Source organism: Puniceibacterium sp. IMCC21224, from assembly GCF_001038505.1.
Lineage (GTDB): Bacteria > Pseudomonadota > Alphaproteobacteria > Rhodobacterales > Rhodobacteraceae > Puniceibacterium.
Genome location: NZ_LDPY01000001.1, coordinates 1,501,049 through 1,518,952, shown reverse-complemented (window position 1 = coordinate 1,518,952; position 17,904 = coordinate 1,501,049). Strand labels below are relative to the sequence as shown.

Genomic DNA, 17,904 nt, shown 5'->3' with positions numbered 1-17,904 from the left:
GGTTCTTAGAGCGCTTCCGCGCCCGAGATAATTTCGATCAGTTCGTTGGTGATGACGGCCTGACGCGAACGGTTGTATTCGATCGTGAGCTTGTCGATCATTTCGCCTGCGTTGCGGGTGGCGTTGTCCATTGCGGACATCCGCGACCCCTGCTCCGAGGCGGCATTTTCGAGCAGCGCCGCAAAGATCTGGGTCGCCACGCCGCGCGGCAGCAGGTCGGCCAGGATCTCTTCTTCGCTCGGCTCGTAGTCATAGAGCGTCTGCTCTGCATCACCTGCGGTCGTCTCGAAAGACGCCGGAATGATCTGCTGCGCGGTCGGGATCTGCGACACAACGTTGACGAACTGTGAGAAGAAGATCGTGCAGACGTCGAATTCCCCGGCATCAAACCGCCCGAGGATGTCACTGGCAATGCCCTGCGCGTCGACATAGCCGACCCGCTTGACCTCGGTCAGATCGACGTGACCGATAAACATGTCGCCGTATTCGCGGCGCATGCTGTCGCGGCCTTTTTTGCCCACGGTCAGGATCTTGACCGTTTTGCCAGCAGCCTTGAGCTTGGCCACATGTTGTTTGGCCAGCTTGGCGATGTTCGAGTTGAAGCCACCGCACAACCCGCGTTCCGCCGTCATCACGACCAGAAGTTGGACCTGATCGCTGCCCGTGCCGGCCAGAAGTTTCGGCGCGCTGGCCGAGTCCCCGACTGAGGCGGCAAGCGCCCCCATCACGGCATTGAACCGCTCGGTATAGGGACGCGACTGTTCGGCAGCTTCCTGTGCCCGCCGCAGTTTTGCGGCGGCCACCATCTGCATGGCCTTGGTGATCTTGCGGGTCGATTTGACCGACGCGATCCGGTTTTTTAGGACCTTGAGATTCGGCATTGCCTTATCTCCCCTTTATGCGAAGTCGGCGGCGAATTCATCAAGCGCTGCGCGGATTTTATCCTCGGCATCGCCTTTGATCTTGGGATCTTCCTTGGTGATGAAGTCAAGAACGTCCTTACGCTTGCTGCGCAAGTGGTTCAGCAGGCCCTTTTCGAACCGGCCCACATCAGCGACTGCCACCTTGTCCAGATACCCTTTGGTACCGGCAAAGATCACGCAGACGATTTCTGCGTTCGTTAGCGGTGCGTATTGCGGCTGCTTCATCAGTTCGGTCAGACGCGCACCACGTGCCAACAGGCGCTGGGTCGAGGCATCGAGGTCAGAACCAAACTGCGCAAAGGCCGCCATTTCGCGGTACTGCGCCAGCTCCAGTTTGACCGGTCCTGCGATGGATTTCATCGAGTTGGTCTGAGCCGAAGAACCCACACGCGATACCGACAGACCGGTGTTCACCGCCGGGCGGATGCCCTGGTAGAACAGTTCGGTTTCGAGGAAGATCTGGCCGTCGGTGATCGAGATCACGTTGGTCGGGATAAACGCCGAAACGTCGCCGCCCTGGGTTTCGATGATCGGCAGAGCCGTCAGCGAGCCGTTGCCATGATCGTCGCCCAGCTTTGCCGAACGCTCGAGCAGACGTGAGTGAAGGTAGAAAACGTCGCCGGGATAGGCTTCGCGGCCCGGCGGGCGACGCAGAAGCAGCGACATCTGACGGTAGGACACGGCCTGTTTAGACAAGTCATCATAGATGATCAGGGCGTGGCGTCCGTTGTCGCGGAAATGCTCGGCCATTGCCGTGGCGGAATAGGGTGCCAGGAACTGCATCGGCGCCGGGTCGGACGCGGTTGCGGCGACAACGATGGTGTACTCAATCGCGCCGCTCTCTTCGAGCTTTTTCACCAGCTGTGCCACGGTCGAACGCTTCTGACCGATGGCGACGTAGATGCAATACAGCTTCTCGCCTTCGTTGGTCGCAGCGTCGTTGTACGATTTCTGGTTCAGGATCGTGTCGAGCGCGACAGCGGTCTTGCCGGTCTGACGGTCACCAATGATCAGCTCGCGCTGGCCACGGCCAATCGGGATCATGGCGTCGACGGACTTCAGGCCCGTCGCCATCGGCTCGTGAACCGATTTACGCGGGATGATGCCCGGTGCCTTAACGTCGGCGATGCCGCGCTCGGTGGTCTCGATCGGGCCCTTGCCGTCAATCGCATTGCCCAGACCGTCTACAACACGACCCAGCAGGGCGTCACCGATCGGCACATCCACGATGGACTTGGTGCGCTTGACGACGTCACCTTCTTTGATGTCGCGGTCAGAACCGAAAATCACGACGCCGACGTTGTCGGATTCGAGGTTCAGTGCCATGCCGCGGATACCACCGGGGAATTCGACCATTTCGCCAGCCTGGCAATTGTCGAGTCCGTAGACACGCGCGATCCCGTCGCCGACGGACAGCACGCGGCCCACTTCGGTGACTTCAGCGTCCTGGCCAAAGTTCTTGATCTGCTCCTTGAGGATGGCAGAAATCTCGGCTGCTTGGATACCCATTTATCCGACCTCTTTCATTGCATTCTGGAGGGAAGTGAGCTTGGCGCGGATCGACGTGTCGATCATCTTCGAGCCCATCTTGACAACTAGACCACCGATGAGACTCTCATCGACGCTCGCATTGATTTTGACGTCACGGCCAACCTGGGCCTTGAGCGTCTCGGAAAGCTTGCTGGCTTGTGCGGCGGTCAGCGCGGTGGCTGAGACCACATCAGCGGTGACTTCGCCTTTGTGCTCCGCGATCATCTCGCGCAGCTTTGCCACCATCTGCGGCAGCACAAACAGACGCCGTTTCGCGGCCATCAGGCCCAGCGTGTTCTGCATATCGGGGGTCAGGCCCATCTTTTTGGCCACCGCCCCGATGGCCGCACCCTGCACTTCGCGGCTGAGAAGCGGCGAGTGGATCAGGTCCCGCAGATCCGCGCTTTCGCTCAGAGCTGCCGAGAGGTCATTGATATTGGCTTCAAGCTTGTCGAGCCGCTTGCTCTCGTTGGCGATCTCAAAGACTGCCGTGGCATAGCGCTTGGCGATGCCGGAGGATATCGAAGCTGATTCAGACACGTCCACCCTTCCGATATTATGCCCCCGTGGCCCGACATCGCTGCCGGGTCCGGAGGCGTTTATAGCGACCCTGGACTGTCCCAGGGCATTAAAATCAGCGCGGATGTAGCAGAGCGTTCCCACCCCCGCAACATGCTTAGACGTTTTTGCCTCGTCCGCATAACCCTTTATTTCATGGAGATTGCGCCAGTGGTCGCAGTTTGCCGTCTGTCTGCCCTCGCGTAGCATGGGTTTTTTCGCGGCGGGCGTCGAATCCCGCTCTGTCTCAAAACCGCCTCATTTTTAGGCGCATGCGACACCTTGCCCTGACCGCCCCCGTGTCAACTGGCGAATCCATCCATCAAGCAAGCGGCATAGTGCGGGTCAGACCGCCTTGGGTTTGGGGGATGGGATCAGTACGCCCAACGGCTTGCGCGCCGCCTGCGACAAACCTTTGGGGCGCGGCGGGCTGCGTTTGGCCACCTCGACCATCAGCACGCCGCCGGCCATGATGACCGCCGCGGCGCGCCCGGTCCTTTCCCACATCGGCCCGGTTTTCATCCAGAACCGGCGCGACGATGGCGGTTGATACAGCGCGGAGCGCGTGCGCTCGGGGATAAATTCGTGCCGCTTCAACTGCGCTTCGAGCTGGCCGAGCGAATATGGCCTGCCATAGCCAAAGGGCGTCACATCGCTGCGCGCCCATAGGCCAGATCGATTCGGCACGATGAACAGCGCCCGCCCCCCCGGCCCCAGAACCCGGTAACATTCCTCGAGCAGGGCCGTGGCATTCTCGGACGTCTCCAGCCCGTGCATCAGTACCAGCCGGTCGACGCGCCCGGTTTCGATCGGCCACAGCGTCTCTTCGCATAGGACCGCGACATTGGGCATTCCCACCGGCCAGTGCATCACGCCCTGCGGCGCAGGCATCAGCCCGATCACCCGGCGCGCATCGCGCAAGTAAGGGCGCAAAAGCGGCACGGCAAAGCCATAGCCGGCAACGGTATGACCCTTGGCTACCGGCCAAAGCCGGACGACCTCATCGCGCACGATCTTTTGGGCGGCGCGACCCAGCGCGCTGCGATAATAGAAATTGCGAAGATGCGTCACGTCCAGGTGCATTGCAGCCCCGCTACTGATCGTCCAAGCTGGGGCCAGTGTACCCAGACGGAGCCGAATGACCATGCCCCTTGAACTTGTCACCATCCCGGCGCGCAGCGATAATTACGCCTTTTTGATTCATGACGCCGCATCGGGCGCCACCGCCGTCATCGACGTCCCGGATGCCGCCCCCATCGATGCTGCCCTGTCCGAGCGCGGCTGGACACTGACAGAAATCTGGCTGACGCATCACCATGGCGATCATATCGACGGCGTCGCGCCCCTACTGGCCAAGCACCCAGCGCGGGTGATCGCCGCCGCCGCTGACGCGCATCGCCTGCCCCCCCTTGATCACGCCGTGGCTGACGGCGATGAATTCTCGTTCGGGGGCGAGGTGGTACAGATCCTTGACGTGTCAGGCCACACGGTCGGCCATATCGCGTTTTATCTGCCGGGTTCGAAACTGGTCTTTACCGCTGACAGCCTGATGGCGCTGGGATGCGGTCGGGTGTTCGAGGGCAGCTTTGACCAGATGTGGAACAGCCTGTCCAAGCTGGCGGCGCTGCCCGACGATACCACCGTCTGCTCCGGTCATGAATACACAGCCGCCAACGCAAAGTTCGCCCTGACTATTGAATCGGAAAACGCTGCGCTTAAATATCGTTGCGATGCAATCGCCAAAGCTCGTGCCGAAGGTATCCCGACCGTCCCCTCGGTTCTGTCGGACGAGCTGGCCACAAACCCCTTCCTGCGCGCCGCCCAGCCTTCGGTGAAAGAGGCTGTTGGTATGCCGGACGCCACCGATGCCGCCGTCTTTGCCGAAATTCGCCAGCGCAAGGACCGTTTCTAGTGCAAATTCACCTCATGTTACGGGCTCGTGTGACAAAGTGAGATGCGCAGACACAGAAAAAACTTGAAGCTCGGTCAATATAGACCAAACTTTAAACGTAAGAGGCCAGTCTGGACCGATGCCTCGGTCTGACACAGATAAGAAGGAGCACCAAACGTGCCTTCATTCTCGAACACACTTGAGCAGTCCATTCACGCGGCGCTGGCGCTGGCCAACTCGCGATCTCACGAATTTGCAACGCTGGAGCATCTGCTGCTCGCGCTTGTCGATGAACCCGATGCCGTGCAGGTGATGAAGGCCTGTAGCGTTGACACCGAGGAACTGCGCACCACTCTGGTCGAGTTCATCGATGAGGATCTGTCCAATCTGGTGACAGATATAGAAGGCTCCGAAGCGGTGCCGACTGCGGCGTTCCAGCGGGTCATTCAGCGCGCGGCGATCCATGTCCAAAGCTCGGGGCGGACCGAAGTGACCGGCGCCAACGTTCTGGTCGCGATCTTTGCCGAACGCGAAAGCAACGCAGCCTATTTCCTGCAAGAACAGGAAATGACGCGCTACGATGCGGTCAATTTCATTGCCCATGGCGTCGCCAAGAACCCGGCCTATGGCGAAAGTCGCCCAATCACTGGCGCCTCTGACGCCGAAGAGGATTCGCACACCTCCGAAACCTCATCGGGGGGCGGCGAACAAAAAGAATCGGCGCTGGCAAAATATTGCGTCGATTTGAACGCCAAGTCGCGCAAGGGCGATATCGATCCGTTGATCGGCCGCGCCACTGAAGTTGAGCGCTGCATTCAGGTGCTTTGCCGCCGCCGCAAGAACAATCCCCTGCTGGTGGGTGATCCGGGCGTCGGCAAGACGGCGATTGCCGAAGGGCTGGCGCGTAAAATCGTCAATGGCGAAGTGCCTGAGGTATTGTCAAAAACCACGATCTATTCGCTCGACATGGGGGCGCTGCTGGCCGGCACCCGCTATCGTGGTGATTTCGAGGAACGGCTGAAGGCTGTTGTGACCGAACTGGAAGATCACCCCGATGCCGTGCTGTTTATCGACGAGATCCACACAGTGATTGGTGCGGGTGCCACATCCGGCGGCGCGATGGATGCGTCGAATCTTCTGAAACCCGCACTTCAGGGTGGCAAGCTGCGCACCATGGGCTCGACCACCTACAAGGAGTTCCGCCAGCATTTCGAAAAGGATCGCGCCCTTGCCCGCCGGTTCCAAAAGATCGACGTCAACGAACCGACCGTCGAAGACACGGTCAAGATCCTCAAGGGCCTGAAGCCCTATTTCGAGGAGCATCACGGCGTGAAATACACTGCTGACGCAGTAAAAACCGCGGTCGAGCTGTCGGCCCGCTATATTAACGACCGCAAGCTACCGGACAAAGCCATTGATGTAATCGACGAAGCCGGTGCCGCCCAGCATCTGCTGCCCGACAGCAAACGCCGCAAGACCATCGGCACCAAGGAAATCGAGGACGTTGTGGCCAAGATCGCCCGCATCCCGCCGAAAAACGTCTCAAAGAACGATGCCGAGGTACTCAAGGATCTTGAGGCATCGCTCAAACGGGTCGTGTTCGGTCAGGACAATGCCATCACGGCCTTGTCGTCAGCGATCAAGCTCGCGCGCGCCGGTCTGCGTGAACCGGAAAAGCCCATTGGCAATTACCTGTTTGCCGGGCCGACAGGCGTCGGCAAGACCGAGGTGGCGAAACAGCTGGCGGATACCTTAGGTGTGCAACTGCTGCGCTTTGACATGTCCGAATACATGGAAAAACATGCGGTATCCCGTCTGATAGGCGCGCCTCCGGGATATGTCGGGTTTGATCAGGGTGGGCAGCTAACCGACGGTGTTGATCAGCATCCGCATTGTGTGTTGCTGCTGGATGAGATGGAAAAGGCCCATCCGGATGTCTACAACATCCTGTTGCAAGTGATGGATCACGGCTCGCTCACGGATCATAACGGCCGCACAGTGGATTTCCGCAATGTGATCCTGATTATGACGTCGAACGCCGGCGCGATGGAGCAGGCGCAAGCAGCCATCGGATTTGGGCGCGACCGCCGCGAGGGCGAAGATACTGCCGCGATCGAACGGACGTTCACGCCGGAATTCCGCAACCGTCTGGATGCAGTCATCAGCTTCCAGCCACTGCCGAAATCGGTGATCATGCAGGTGGTCGAAAAGTTCGTGCTGCAACTCGAGGCACAGCTGATGGACCGCAACGTGACGATCGAACTCAGCACCGCTGCGGCAGAATGGCTCGCCGACAAGGGGTACGACAGCAAGATGGGCGCACGTCCACTGGGCCGCGTGATTCAGGAACACATCAAGAAACCGCTGGCAGAAGAATTGCTCTTTGGTCAGTTGATGAAGGGCGGATTGGTCAAGGTCGGCGTGCGCGACGGCAAAATCGTTCTCGACCTCGAAGGACCGCAGAGTCCCCGCCTCTCGGGAAACAAGCCGCCGCTGCTGACCGCCGAGTGATGTTCGGCGTGATGCAAGGGCCCGCCAAAGCTCTGCTGGCGACCTTGATCCTGACAGCCTCCGCCGCGCCCACCGCGGCGGAGGCTCCCTTTCTATCGTTGCCGCTGGACTGCACACTGGGGCAGACCTGCTTTATCGAGGATTACGTGGATGCCGACCCTGGCATCGCACAACATGACTATACCTGCGGACTGAAATCCCGCGATGGGCACCGCGGCACTGATATCGCCCTGCTGTCGGACGACGCGATGGACCGCGGCACCGCAGTCTTGGCCGCAGCCGATGGGGTGGTCGAAGCGGTGCGCGATGGTGTTCCGGACCGCCCCTACAGCGCGGAAATTGCCGCCGAAATCGCCGGGCAGGAATGCGGCAATGCGGTTCGGATTCTGCATCCCAACGGGTATCAAACGCTTTATTGCCACATGAAGCGCAGCAGTTTGGCGGTGCAGCAGGGCCAACAGGTCACCACCGGCACCCCCATCGGTCAGGTCGGGATGAGCGGCCAATCCAATTTCCCCCATGTCCACATCACAGTGCTCAAAGATGGCAAGGTCGTAGACCCCTTCGCCCCCGAAGTCCCTGCCGGGATCGAACCCGCTTGTGGCACTGGCAGTGGCACACTCTGGTTTGACCCGCCGATCTATGGTCGGACCGGCCTGTTCACCGCCAGCTTCACCACGTCGATGCCGCGCCTCACGCATGTTCAGTCCGGCGCCGCGCGACGCGATTCGGCACGGCCAGATCATGATTTGATCCTCTATGGCTTTGCGTTTTTTGCCGAAACTGGCGACGAGATGCAATTAACGGCAACGGGCCCAGACGGCGCAGTTTTTACCCATCGCCTCACCATCGATCGCGGCCAAAGCCAACTTTTCCGCGCCTTCGGCCGTCACGCGCCCGAGGGTGGCTGGCCGAAGGGGGCCTATACCGGCACCGTGTCTCTGGTCCGAAAGGACAAGATCCTCGCTCTGCGACAGGCAAAGATCACGGTTGAATGAAGGCCCGATGACCGCCAGCTCTGCATAAAGAGCAGTCCGCAAGATCTCGGGATTTCAACATAGAGGGCAACGCGCGGACTGACCCATTCGGTCTGGAAGGGCACAACACCAACCCGATTCCCTTTGATGATCCTGATAGGTTTCCCGACCTGCGCGGCTTCTGGCTCGGCATCTTCCATGATCACTTCATCGCATGCGTCTTTTGCAAGGAACAGACTAACTGCAAATCGCGGACTTTTCAGGCGAGCAGGTCAACGGAGCCTGACCCAAATCGTGGTGGCGCACCATCTCGGGAACCGGGCATACGTACGCATCGCAGCCATTGTCTCATTCGTTCGGCAAAAGAACAGCCGGATCAATCCCGCGTTTTTCAGCGCTGGTTCGGACGGCATCGCGCAGCGCCTGGCTCTGCTTGAGCAATCGCCGGAACCGATCCTCGTCCAGGACAAGCAACGTCGTGGGGGAAATCGCACGGACATCGGCACGGCGCGCCTTGTGTGTCAGGATGGCCATCTGGCCGAACATCTCGCCGCGCCCCAGGCGCCATGTCTGGCCTGCGCTTTCCAACTCGACAGCACCGGAAGCGATGAAGGACACGCTCTTGGCCGCGCTTTCCTTGCGCAGGACCACTTCGCCCGCATCGACGTACCGCGTTGTAAGTGACCGCCCCAGACGCTTCAGAAAGCCGTCATCGAGATCGGCAAAAAGCGGGAACTGCCGAACGAAAGCCGCGCGCTGGACCGCAACGTCGAGGCGCGGGCGGTCCTCCGCCGCCACCCGGCGGGTCGCAAGTTCCTGCATCAGCGCGGTGTAGACCTCCGCGCCGATCAGGCCATCCTCGCGCATCGCAACATATTCCCGTTCTTCCATCCGCAGCGCCGTGCGGCGAATAAAGCGCCGCTCAAGCTCTTCGGCATAACCGGGGTATTGCAGTCGCAGGCCCTCCAGCGCGGTTTCGACAGCTTCGATCCGCCGGGACAGCAGTTCGTGCAGCAACTCGGCAACCCGCCGCCCGTGGATGCGTCGGATGCGTCCGTCGATGAAGGCCCCGAGGTCGCGCAGGATCAACCGTTGCGACAAGAGCAGTTCGAACCGATCGGCCGTCATCCGGGCAAGCGGGCCTGACAGCGCAAGACGCCCGTGAAGCAGAACTGCGGCCCGGAAACCCCGTCCATAGCCGACGCTTTTCCGCGCGGCTCGCTGATATCCGCTGCGCCCCTGTGTTCGCGCGCCCTCGATCAGTTGGTCCGCATCCGAAAGCACCAGTTCCGCCATCCGCGCCGAAATCGTCCGCTCCCGCACCCGGGCCAGGATCGTGTCGCGTTCGTGGCCAGCCAGCGCAATCAGCCCCAGGGCGATCCGGTCGCGATCGAGGATATCGGCGTTTTCCTCGGCCATTTTCACCGCCAGGTCGAGCCGTTCGCCAAATCGCTTGGCTTCGGACCGTACCGTGTCGTGGTTGAGGTCGTAGTTTTCGGTGGTACGCGCCACGTCTTCCCGCACGGTCTGCAAGGCAACGGCGACGACCTGCCGGGACAGCGCCTCGTCCATCGGCGACAGTTGGTCGAGTCCGAGACGGGCAATGATCCAGCGCAGGGTCGTGCCCTGCACCAAAAGCGTGAACAGGGTAAAGCCAGTGGCGAGGATACCGACCACGCGCTGAATTTCGCCTGGCACGCGGACACTCTCGGTCACGGCGAGGGCCAACGCGAGCGTCACGGCCCCCCTGAGCCCGCCCCAGAGAATCGCCACCCTGTAGGGTCGCTCGACAGTCGGAGAAAGCTTCACCACCGTCAAAAGCGGCATCAGGGCGAACAGGATCGCGGTTCTCGCGACAATGGCGGCAAGGATGACCACACCGATCAGCAAGAAATCCTCGAACCTGACTTCCTCAAGCAGTCTGGGGATCAACAAAGCGGCGAGGATAAAGATAAGAGCGCCGGCCCAGTGTGCGAGCACGGCCCATAGTTCGCGCAGGTTGGCCCATGATTGCGGAGGGAGGCGCCCTGGAGCGGTCAGGTTCAGCGTCAGCCCGGCGGCGACGACGGCAATCACACCCGATGCGCCGACGCTCTGCTCTGCCACGATATAGGCAAGGTAGGGCAACGCCACCGAGATGGAGATCTGCGCCAGTTCGTGACGGCTGAACAGGGCCATGACCCATACTGCGGTCCGCGCCGCCAGCCAACCCGTCAGCGCCCCACCCGCGATGAGGATCGGAAACCGTGCCAGTGCATCGCCAAGGTCGGGGTCCGGGAGGCCCAGCATCACGAACCCCATAAAGAGACCGAACAGCGCAATGGCCGCTGCATCGTTCAGAAGGCTTTCACCCTCAATGATGCGCGCCAGCCGTCGCGGCGCCGAGATCGAGCGGAAGATCGAGACCACCGCGGAAGGATCGGTGGTCGAGACTATGGAACCGATCAGCAGGCAGCCCGCCAAGGGAAGCGCACTGGCCCAAGAGAGGGCGTAGCCAACGGAGATTGTGGCAACGACGACGGCAAGCACCGCCAACACCAGGATAGGGACCCAATCATCCAGCATCCGCCGCAGGTTCATCCCAAGTGTCGCCTGAAACAGAAGCGTTGGCAGAAAGACATAAAGAAAGACGTTGGATCTGATCGGCAGACCGAGGATCGCCTCAGCGACGGGGTTAAGCGCGTCCGTCAGTTCGGTTCTTAGAAAGAAGGTAGCCCCGGCCCCGATCAGGATGCCGAGGACCGCAAGTATCACGCTATAGGGCAGCCGTAAGCGCGCAGCGAACGGCTCGGCGGCGCCGATGACAAGGAACAGCGATGAAATGACGGTCGTGACGAGGATGATGTCCATGCATCAGGAATAACAGAAGATTTCCCGGACGCACCTGCGTTCTGATGTTTGTAAGGCCGACAAGCTGGCGGCTGCGAAGGCCAACGCTCCGAGCGAGAGCCAAACGGCCCGGCGAACTACCACAGTGTGCCGCCAGCAGCACACCCTCAGCCCCATGGAGGTCCCAGTATCAGCGTCGTGCCTATGCACCTGAACGAAGAGATTCTGACCTCCATGCGGGATCCGAAGAACCGGGTTCCGCCCAATCCCTCCGAACGGGGGCGACGTCCCTGCCCCGCATCAAAGGGATCTGCACCAACGCCATGGCGCAACGAGGCTTGGCAAGTGTGTGATCGCACTTAATTTGTGTTGCCTATTTGCGCCACGACGTGCGGTTGTGCCCCAGATCGGCAACACCTTCGAACCGACCCACGCTCCGTTCCACCGGCGGGGCTTTCCTCCGGCTTCCGGGCGGTCTAAGACGAAACCACGCTGCCACAGGGCCGCCTGGAATCGTCGTGATCCATATTGGCACGCACGGGGCAGCCCAGACCGAGGACCCCACACTGAGCGACCGCTATCGGACATATCTGCGCCTTTTGCTGACGCTTGTCGCTGCCACCTTGGGCGGTGTGCTGTTCAACTGGCTGACTTTACCGCTGCCTTGGATGCTGGGGCCAATCGTGGTCAGTACCATCGCCGCTGTGCTGCGGCTGCCGGTGCAACCTCCGACGCGTGCCCGTCCCTATGTGGTTGTGATCATCGGTGTGTTGCTGGGATCGGGCTTTTCCCCTGCGATGCTTGGGCAACTGTCGAATTGGGCCATTTCGCTATCACTCCTTGCGGTTTATCTGAGCATATCTGGCCTGCTTGTGGTGCCGTACTACCGCTGGGTTGGCGGCTTGGACCCGGTCACCGCCTATTTCGCCGGCATGCCGGGTGGGCTGAACGAAATGATGATGATCGGCAAAGAAATGGGCGGCGACGACCGCATCATTATCCTCTCACATGCCAGTCGGATCGTTGTGGTGGTCTGCCTGCTGGCACTCTGGTTCCGGGTGATCCTGGGCGTGGATCTGAGCGATCGCTCGCAATTTGGCGTGGCCTTTGTTGACGTCCCCCTCTCTGACCTGACCATCCTACTGATCTGTGGCATTGCGGGCTATCTGGCAGGGCCAAAGCTGCGGCTTCCGGCACCTTTTCTTGTCGGGCCAATGCTGTTCAGCGCCGTGGTCCACGCGACCGGATACGCCAGCAATCCACCACCCCGCGAAGTGGTGATCGCAGCACAGATTCTGCTGGGCACCATCATGGGTTGCCGGTTCCTGGGCAGCGCCCCACGTGCGATTGGCCGCGCTCTATTGCTGGGGGTGGGGGCAACGGTGATCATGCTCAGTGTGTCAGGGGCGTTTGCGTTGCTTTTGCATCAGCTCTTTGGCCAGGCGCTGGATCAGGTGTTGCTGGCCTATGCGCCGGGAGGTCTGGCCGAGATGAGCCTGGTCGCGCTGGCTCTGAATGCGGACGTGGCCTATGTGGCAACGCACCATCTGGTTCGGATCACCTTTGTTATTGTCGCAGCACCCGCCGTCTTTGGACTGATGCGCCGATTCTGGCGACGGCCTGACAGCCCCTGATCGACATGGAACATTTGCGTGGGGCACCCTCTTTGCGAATTTCTACCATCCCGGCAAGGCCTAATGAACTTTGCCGACATCCGGGTCACTATTCCAGGATCACGCGGCTCGGGCCATTTTCAGCCCGAATACCGTTTGGACAGCACGCCACAAGAAACGCCGCCAGAGAGGTGATCTCTGGCGGCGAAACTGTTTTACGACTTCAGCGAACGTGCTGCGTGCTCAGTGCGCAACGGCACCTGCCGTGGGCGATTGCTTGGCCAGCGCCTGGGCGGCGGCCTCCTCGGCGTCCTCATCCCAGACGATGGACTCGGGCGCGCGGATCAATGCGCGCTTCAGCACTTCAGAGACATGGCTGACCGGGATGATCTCTAGCCCGTTTTTAACGTTGTCAGGCAGTTCGATCAGGTCTTTCTCGTTCTCTTCAGGGATGAGAACGGTTTTGACTCCGCCACGCAGCGCCGCCAGCAGCTTTTCTTTAAGCCCGCCGATCGGCATCGCATTGCCGCGCAGCGACACCTCGCCGGTCATGGCGATGTCCTTGCGCACCGGTATTCCGGTCAGCGCCGACACAATCGACGTCACCATGGCAAGACCGGCAGATGGGCCATCCTTGGGGGTGGCACCATCGGGCACGTGGACGTGGATGTCCCACTTTTCGAACATCGGTGGCTTGACCCCGATCTGAGGGCTGATCGAACGGACGTAAGACGACGCCGCATCAATCGATTCCTTCATCACGTCGCCCAGCTTGCCGGTGGTTTTCATCCGGCCCTTGCCCGGGAGCCGCAGCGCCTCGATCTGCAACAGATCGCCGCCGACCGAAGTATAGGCCAGCCCCGTGACAACGCCGACCTGGTGATCGTCCTCGGTCAGACCATAGCGGTATTTGCGCACACCGAGATAGTCGTCGATGTTCTCGCTCGTGATGACAACCTTTTTCATGTCACCCTTGACGATCTGAGTCACCGCCTTGCGCGCCAGCTTGGCCAGTTCACGTTCCAGGTTCCGCACACCCGCTTCGCGCGTGTAGTAGCGGATCATGTCGGTCAGCGCCTCGTCCGTCACCTCGAACTCGCCTTTTTTCAGTCCGTGGTTCTTGTTCACCTTGTCCAACAGGTGGCGCTTGGCGATCTCGGCTTTCTCGTCCTCGGTGTAACCCGACAGCGGGATGATCTCCATCCGGTCCAAAAGCGGCCCCGGCATGTTGTAAGAGTTCGCTGTGGTCAGGAACATCACGTCGGAAAGGTCGTATTCGACTTCAAGATAGTGATCGACAAAGCTGCTGTTTTGTTCCGGATCCAGCACTTCGAGCATGGCCGACGCCGGATCGCCCCGGAAATCCTGACCCATCTTGTCGATCTCATCGAGCAGGATCAGCGGGTTCGTCGTCTTGGCCTTTTTCAGCGCCTGAATGATTTTTCCGGGCATGGAGCCGATGTAAGTCCGCCGGTGGCCGCGGATCTCGGATTCATCGCGCACACCACCAAGGCTGATGCGAATAAACTCGCGCCCCGTCGCTTTGGCCACCGATTTCCCAAGCGACGTTTTACCGACCCCCGGAGGGCCGACAAGGCACATGATCGGGCCTTTCAGCTTTTTCGACCGCTGCTGCACGGCGAGATATTCAACGATCCGCTCTTTCACTTTCTCAAGCGAATAGTGGTCGTCATCCAGCACTTTCTGCGCCCGGCCCAAATCCTTTTTGACACGGCTGCGCACACCCCACGGAATGCTTAGCATCCAGTCAAGGTAGTTGCGCACCACTGTCGCCTCGGCCGACATTGGCGACATGTTCTTGAGCTTCTTGATCTCGGCGTCGGCCTTTTCACGGGCCTCTTTCGACAGCTTGGTCGCAGCGACCTTGGATTCGAGTTCGGCAACCTCGTTCTGGCCGTCCTCACCGTCGCCCAACTCCTTCTGAATGGCTTTCATCTGCTCATTCAAATAATATTCGCGCTGCGTGCGCTCCATCTGGCTTTTGACACGGGTCTTGATCTTTTTCTCGACCTGCATGACGGACATTTCGCCCTGCATCAGGCCATAGACCTTTTCCAGCCGGTCGCTGACGGCGAGCGTCTCAAGCAGTTCCTGCTTTTGATGGACTTCGATTCCCAGATGCCCGGCCACCAGATCGGCCAGCTTGGCCGACTCGGTCGCTTCGGACACGGCGCTCATCGCCTCATCTGGGATGTTCTTTTTGACCTTGGCGTAGCGTTCGAATTCTTCGCCCACGGTGCGCACCAACGCCTCGATTGCGGTGGGATCACCGGGCATTTCGGTCAGATATTCAGCCTTTGCCTCGAAGAACGAGTCGTTTTCAAGGTATTCGGTGATCCGCACCCGCGCCTGACCTTCGACCAGAACCTTGACGGTGCCATCGGGCAGTTTGAGCAGTTGCAGCACATTGGCCAGCACGCCAGCCTTGTAAATGCCGGTGCTGTCGGGGTCATCAACTGCGGGGTCGATCTGGCTCGACAGCAGGATCTGCTTGTCGTCGGCCATGACTTCTTCCAATGCACGCACGGATTTATCGCGGCCGACAAACAGCGGCACAATCATATGCGGGAACACCACGATATCGCGCAGCGGCAGCACCGGATAAGACGTATTGAGGGGCTTTTTCATGCTCAATCCTTATTATTGGCAAGACAGCGCTTGTCCCGCTATGCGGCAACTCCGGCTGTCTCCGGTCTCGGTTATGAGAAATGGTGTACCTGCCAGACTTTTTCAAGCACATCCGTCTTTTGCGGTTAAGCATGCCCCCGGCCCCCGACAGACGCAAGGGGTGCGATGCCGGGGGGCAGGGGCGACGTAGCGGCGCGGCTTAGCCCGCCTTCTTTTGCGCCTCATCAAGTGTGGGGTAGTCGGTGTACCCTTTTGCGCCACCACCGTAAAAAGTCGACGAGTCGGCCTGGTTCAACGGTGCGTCCAGCTTTAGCCGCGCAACGAGATCGGGGTTGGCGATGAACGGCACACCAAAGGCCACCAGATCGGCATGATCATCCGCCACCGCTGCCAGCGCCATGGCACGATCATAGCCGTTGTTGACCATCCAGGGCGTTCCGGACCGCGCCTTTAGGTCGTCCATATCAACGCTCTCGGGCCACTCACGTTTGCCGCCGGTCTGACCCTCAATCAGGTGGATATAGGCCAGATCATAGCCCGCCAGCCGGTCCACCACATGCAGCGCCAGAGCAGCCGGATCGCTTTCGGTGATGTTGTTCGCGTTGGAAAACGGGCTGATGCGGATACCGACGCGTCCCGGCTCCCATTCCTGCAGTACCGCGTCCAGCGCCTCGAACGTCAGGCGGGTGCGGTTGTCCAGCGATCCGCCATACGCATCATCGCGCTTGTTCGCGCCGTCCTTCATGAACTGATCCAGCAGATACCCATTGGCGGCGTGCAGCTCGACCCCGTCAAAACCGGCGCGACGGGCGTTGACGGCCGCCTTGCGAAAATCCTCGATGATGCGCGGGATCTCATCCAGTTCCAGCGCGCGCGGTTCGGAGGTTTCAAGCATCTTCTCGCCATCAAAAGTCTTGGCGCCGGCACCAATAGCCGAGGGTGCGACCGGTGCCTTGCCCCCCTCCTGAAGTGAGGTATGAGATACCCGACCGACGTGCCAAAGTTGCAGAACAATCCGGCCACCGGCCTTGTGAACCGACTCAGTCACCTTTTTCCAACCTGCGACCTGCACGTCGGAATAGATGCCAGGCGTCCAGGCATAGCCCTTGCCCTCGGGCGAAATCTGCGTGGCTTCGGTGATGATCAACCCGGCTCCGGCGCGCTGCGTGTAGTAGTCGACATGCAAGCCATGCGGTGTATCATCTTCGGGCCGCGCCCGATTGCGTGTCAGCGGGGCCATCACCACCCGGTTCTTCAGCGCGATATCACCAGCGGTAAAAGCGGAAAAGAGGGACTGCTCGGTCATTTTGGTATCCTTAAGATTTGTGTCTGTCTCTATACATGAGCAAAGGCCCCGGCCCTGTGAAAGGTTCCTCACAACAATGTGTGGCATCGCCTGCCCGCCGCGGCAGCGCGCATTCAAGCAGGCGCCAATTGCGCCCAATCCGGTTTCTGCCTACAACCCGGCGAGTTTCCCAGCTGAGGCCACAACATGACGCAGCCGACCTTCCTTCTTGGGCTAGGCGCCTCGAAATCCGGCACCAGCTGGGTTCAGAGCTATCTCAACTCTGCGCCGATGGTCGATATGGGCCGACTGGGCGAATATCAGGTCTGGGACGCACTACACATTCCGGCCAATGCCAAATACCGCATTGCCCGCCCACCCCTGTTCAAGCGGATCGAAGCGGCGTTCGCCACCCGCCTGGGCCTGCCCATTGGCGCAAAGGCGTTTCGCTACCGGCTGCAACAAAACCCCGACCGATATTTCAGCTATTTTGCCGGCATCCTCGCCCGGGCGGGTATCACGCATACCGGCGATATCACCCCCGGCTATGCCGCCCTGCCCGCCGAGGTGCTACAGCGGATCGACACCGGCTTTGCCGCGCGTGGCATCGTGGTGAAACCGATCTTTGTCATGCGCGACCCGATTGAGCGCGCCTGGTCAGTGTTTCGCATGAAGCGGCGCAAAGGGCATCTGTCAGCCGACCACACAGACCTAACCGCGTTTCTGGACAGCTACACCACCTTCCAGCCGGGTGAAGCCGACAGTTACCGCGCCACGCTCACCACTCTTTCACAGATCTTTCCCACCGAGCGGCGCTATACGGGCCTGTTCGAAACACTGTTCACCACCCCGGCAATCGATGCGCTCAGCAGCTATGCAGGCATTCCGTCGGACCCGAAACAGGGCGCGCAAAAGGTCAATGCCTCGGCTGACGCCAGCGCCGTCCCGCCCGAAACCGCCCGGCAGCTGTTCCCCCGCTTTGCCGCCGACTATACCTATTGCGCCCAACACATGCCCGAGACACTGCAACACTGGCCGCATGCGCATCTGCTGGGTTAGATCGCGCCACATCTGACACAGTTGTGTATCCCGTGGCGATGCATTCGCCGCACCCGCAAAACGGCCTTGCCCTGGCAAC

Annotated in this window: 12 protein-coding genes; 5 read left to right on the top strand and 7 right to left on the bottom strand. The window is 60.4% G+C overall.

The window, feature by feature from the left end; genetic code table 11:
• Window positions 1-5: 5 nt before the first annotated feature.
• The 4 genes from IMCC21224_RS06960 to IMCC21224_RS06945 form a co-directional block, all read right to left on the bottom strand.
• Window positions 6-881 (bottom strand): F0F1 ATP synthase subunit gamma, encoded by an 876-nt coding sequence (locus IMCC21224_RS06960; protein ID WP_047994732.1) that lies wholly within the window; start codon window positions 879-881, stop codon window positions 6-8.
• 15 nt (window positions 882-896) lie between these two features.
• Entirely contained in the window at window positions 897-2,432 is a 1,536-nt protein-coding gene (gene atpA, locus IMCC21224_RS06955) for a F0F1 ATP synthase subunit alpha (RefSeq protein ID WP_047994731.1), read from the bottom strand.
• Window positions 2,433-2,993 carry a F0F1 ATP synthase subunit delta gene (locus IMCC21224_RS06950; RefSeq protein ID WP_047994730.1) on the bottom strand — a complete coding sequence of 187 codons (561 nt, stop codon included), beginning with the start codon at window positions 2,991-2,993 and terminating at the stop codon, window positions 2,433-2,435. It abuts the gene before it with no gap.
• Window positions 2,994-3,356: 363 nt separating this feature from the next.
• Window positions 3,357-4,094, bottom strand: coding sequence for a class I SAM-dependent methyltransferase (locus IMCC21224_RS06945; protein WP_047994729.1), 738 nt, complete (start codon window positions 4,092-4,094; stop codon window positions 3,357-3,359).
• Between the two features lie 61 nt (window positions 4,095-4,155).
• Here IMCC21224_RS06945 and gloB point away from each other — a divergent pair, with 61 nt between their 5' ends.
• The 3 genes from gloB (at window position 4,156) to IMCC21224_RS06930 (ending at window position 8,411) form a co-directional block, all read left to right on the top strand.
• Window positions 4,156-4,923, top strand: a complete 768-nt coding sequence (gloB, locus tag IMCC21224_RS06940; protein WP_197089179.1) for a hydroxyacylglutathione hydrolase — start codon at window positions 4,156-4,158, stop codon at window positions 4,921-4,923.
• Window positions 4,924-5,079: 156 nt separating this feature from the next.
• Window positions 5,080-7,413, top strand: a complete 2,334-nt coding sequence (gene clpA / locus IMCC21224_RS06935) for an ATP-dependent Clp protease ATP-binding subunit ClpA (protein WP_047994727.1) — start codon at window positions 5,080-5,082, stop codon at window positions 7,411-7,413.
• A gap of 11 nt (window positions 7,414-7,424) precedes the next feature.
• Window positions 7,425-8,411 carry a M23 family metallopeptidase gene (locus IMCC21224_RS06930; protein WP_047996939.1) on the top strand — a complete coding sequence of 329 codons (987 nt, stop codon included), beginning with the start codon at window positions 7,425-7,427 and terminating at the stop codon, window positions 8,409-8,411.
• A gap of 327 nt (window positions 8,412-8,738) precedes the next feature.
• Here the strand turns inward: IMCC21224_RS06930 and IMCC21224_RS06925 are convergent, their stop codons facing one another.
• Window positions 8,739-11,240 (bottom strand): cation:proton antiporter, encoded by a 2,502-nt coding sequence (locus IMCC21224_RS06925; RefSeq protein WP_047994726.1) that lies wholly within the window; start codon window positions 11,238-11,240, stop codon window positions 8,739-8,741.
• A gap of 497 nt (window positions 11,241-11,737) precedes the next feature.
• Between IMCC21224_RS06925 and IMCC21224_RS06920 the strand changes: the two genes are divergently transcribed.
• Complete coding sequence (locus IMCC21224_RS06920) at window positions 11,738-12,853, top strand: AbrB family transcriptional regulator (protein ID WP_231582028.1); 1,116 nt, start codon at window positions 11,738-11,740, stop codon at window positions 12,851-12,853.
• A gap of 222 nt (window positions 12,854-13,075) precedes the next feature.
• Here IMCC21224_RS06920 and lon read toward each other — a convergent pair whose 3' ends face one another.
• Both lon and IMCC21224_RS06910 read right to left on the bottom strand, forming a co-directional pair.
• Entirely contained in the window at window positions 13,076-15,481 is a 2,406-nt protein-coding gene (gene lon / locus IMCC21224_RS06915; RefSeq protein ID WP_047994725.1) for an endopeptidase La, read from the bottom strand.
• 199 nt (window positions 15,482-15,680) lie between these two features.
• Window positions 15,681-16,787 carry an alkene reductase gene (locus IMCC21224_RS06910; RefSeq protein WP_047994724.1) on the bottom strand — a complete coding sequence of 369 codons (1,107 nt, stop codon included), beginning with the start codon at window positions 16,785-16,787 and terminating at the stop codon, window positions 15,681-15,683.
• A 186-nt stretch (window positions 16,788-16,973) separates the two neighbouring features.
• On the opposite strand from IMCC21224_RS06910, the gene IMCC21224_RS06905 reads away from it, so the two are divergent.
• The gene (locus IMCC21224_RS06905) at window positions 16,974-17,825 is read left to right on the top strand and encodes a sulfotransferase family protein (RefSeq protein WP_047994723.1); all 852 of its coding nucleotides are present in this window, start codon (window positions 16,974-16,976) and stop codon (window positions 17,823-17,825) included.
• The last annotated feature ends 79 nt before the right edge of the window (window positions 17,826-17,904 follow it).

Bases quoted from the DNA above. Each gene is read 5' to 3' on its own strand.
- IMCC21224_RS06960 (WP_047994732.1), bottom strand. From the start codon at position 881: ATGCCGAATCTCAAGGTCCTAAAAAACCGGATCGCGTCGGTCAAATCG.
- atpA (WP_047994731.1), bottom strand. From the start codon at position 2,432: ATGGGTATCCAAGCAGCCGAGATTTCTGCCATCCTCAAGGAGCAGATC.
- IMCC21224_RS06945 (WP_047994729.1), bottom strand. From the start codon at position 4,094: ATGCACCTGGACGTGACGCATCTTCGCAATTTCTATTATCGCAGCGCG.
- gloB (WP_197089179.1), top strand. From the start codon at position 4,156: ATGCCCCTTGAACTTGTCACCATCCCGGCGCGCAGCGATAATTACGCC.
- IMCC21224_RS06930 (WP_047996939.1), top strand. From the start codon at position 7,425: ATGCAAGGGCCCGCCAAAGCTCTGCTGGCGACCTTGATCCTGACAGCC.
- IMCC21224_RS06925 (WP_047994726.1), bottom strand. From the start codon at position 11,240: ATGGACATCATCCTCGTCACGACCGTCATTTCATCGCTGTTCCTTGTC.
- lon (WP_047994725.1), bottom strand. From the start codon at position 15,481: ATGAAAAAGCCCCTCAATACGTCTTATCCGGTGCTGCCGCTGCGCGAT.
- IMCC21224_RS06910 (WP_047994724.1), bottom strand. From the start codon at position 16,787: ATGACCGAGCAGTCCCTCTTTTCCGCTTTTACCGCTGGTGATATCGCG.
- IMCC21224_RS06905 (WP_047994723.1), top strand. From the start codon at position 16,974: ATGACGCAGCCGACCTTCCTTCTTGGGCTAGGCGCCTCGAAATCCGGC.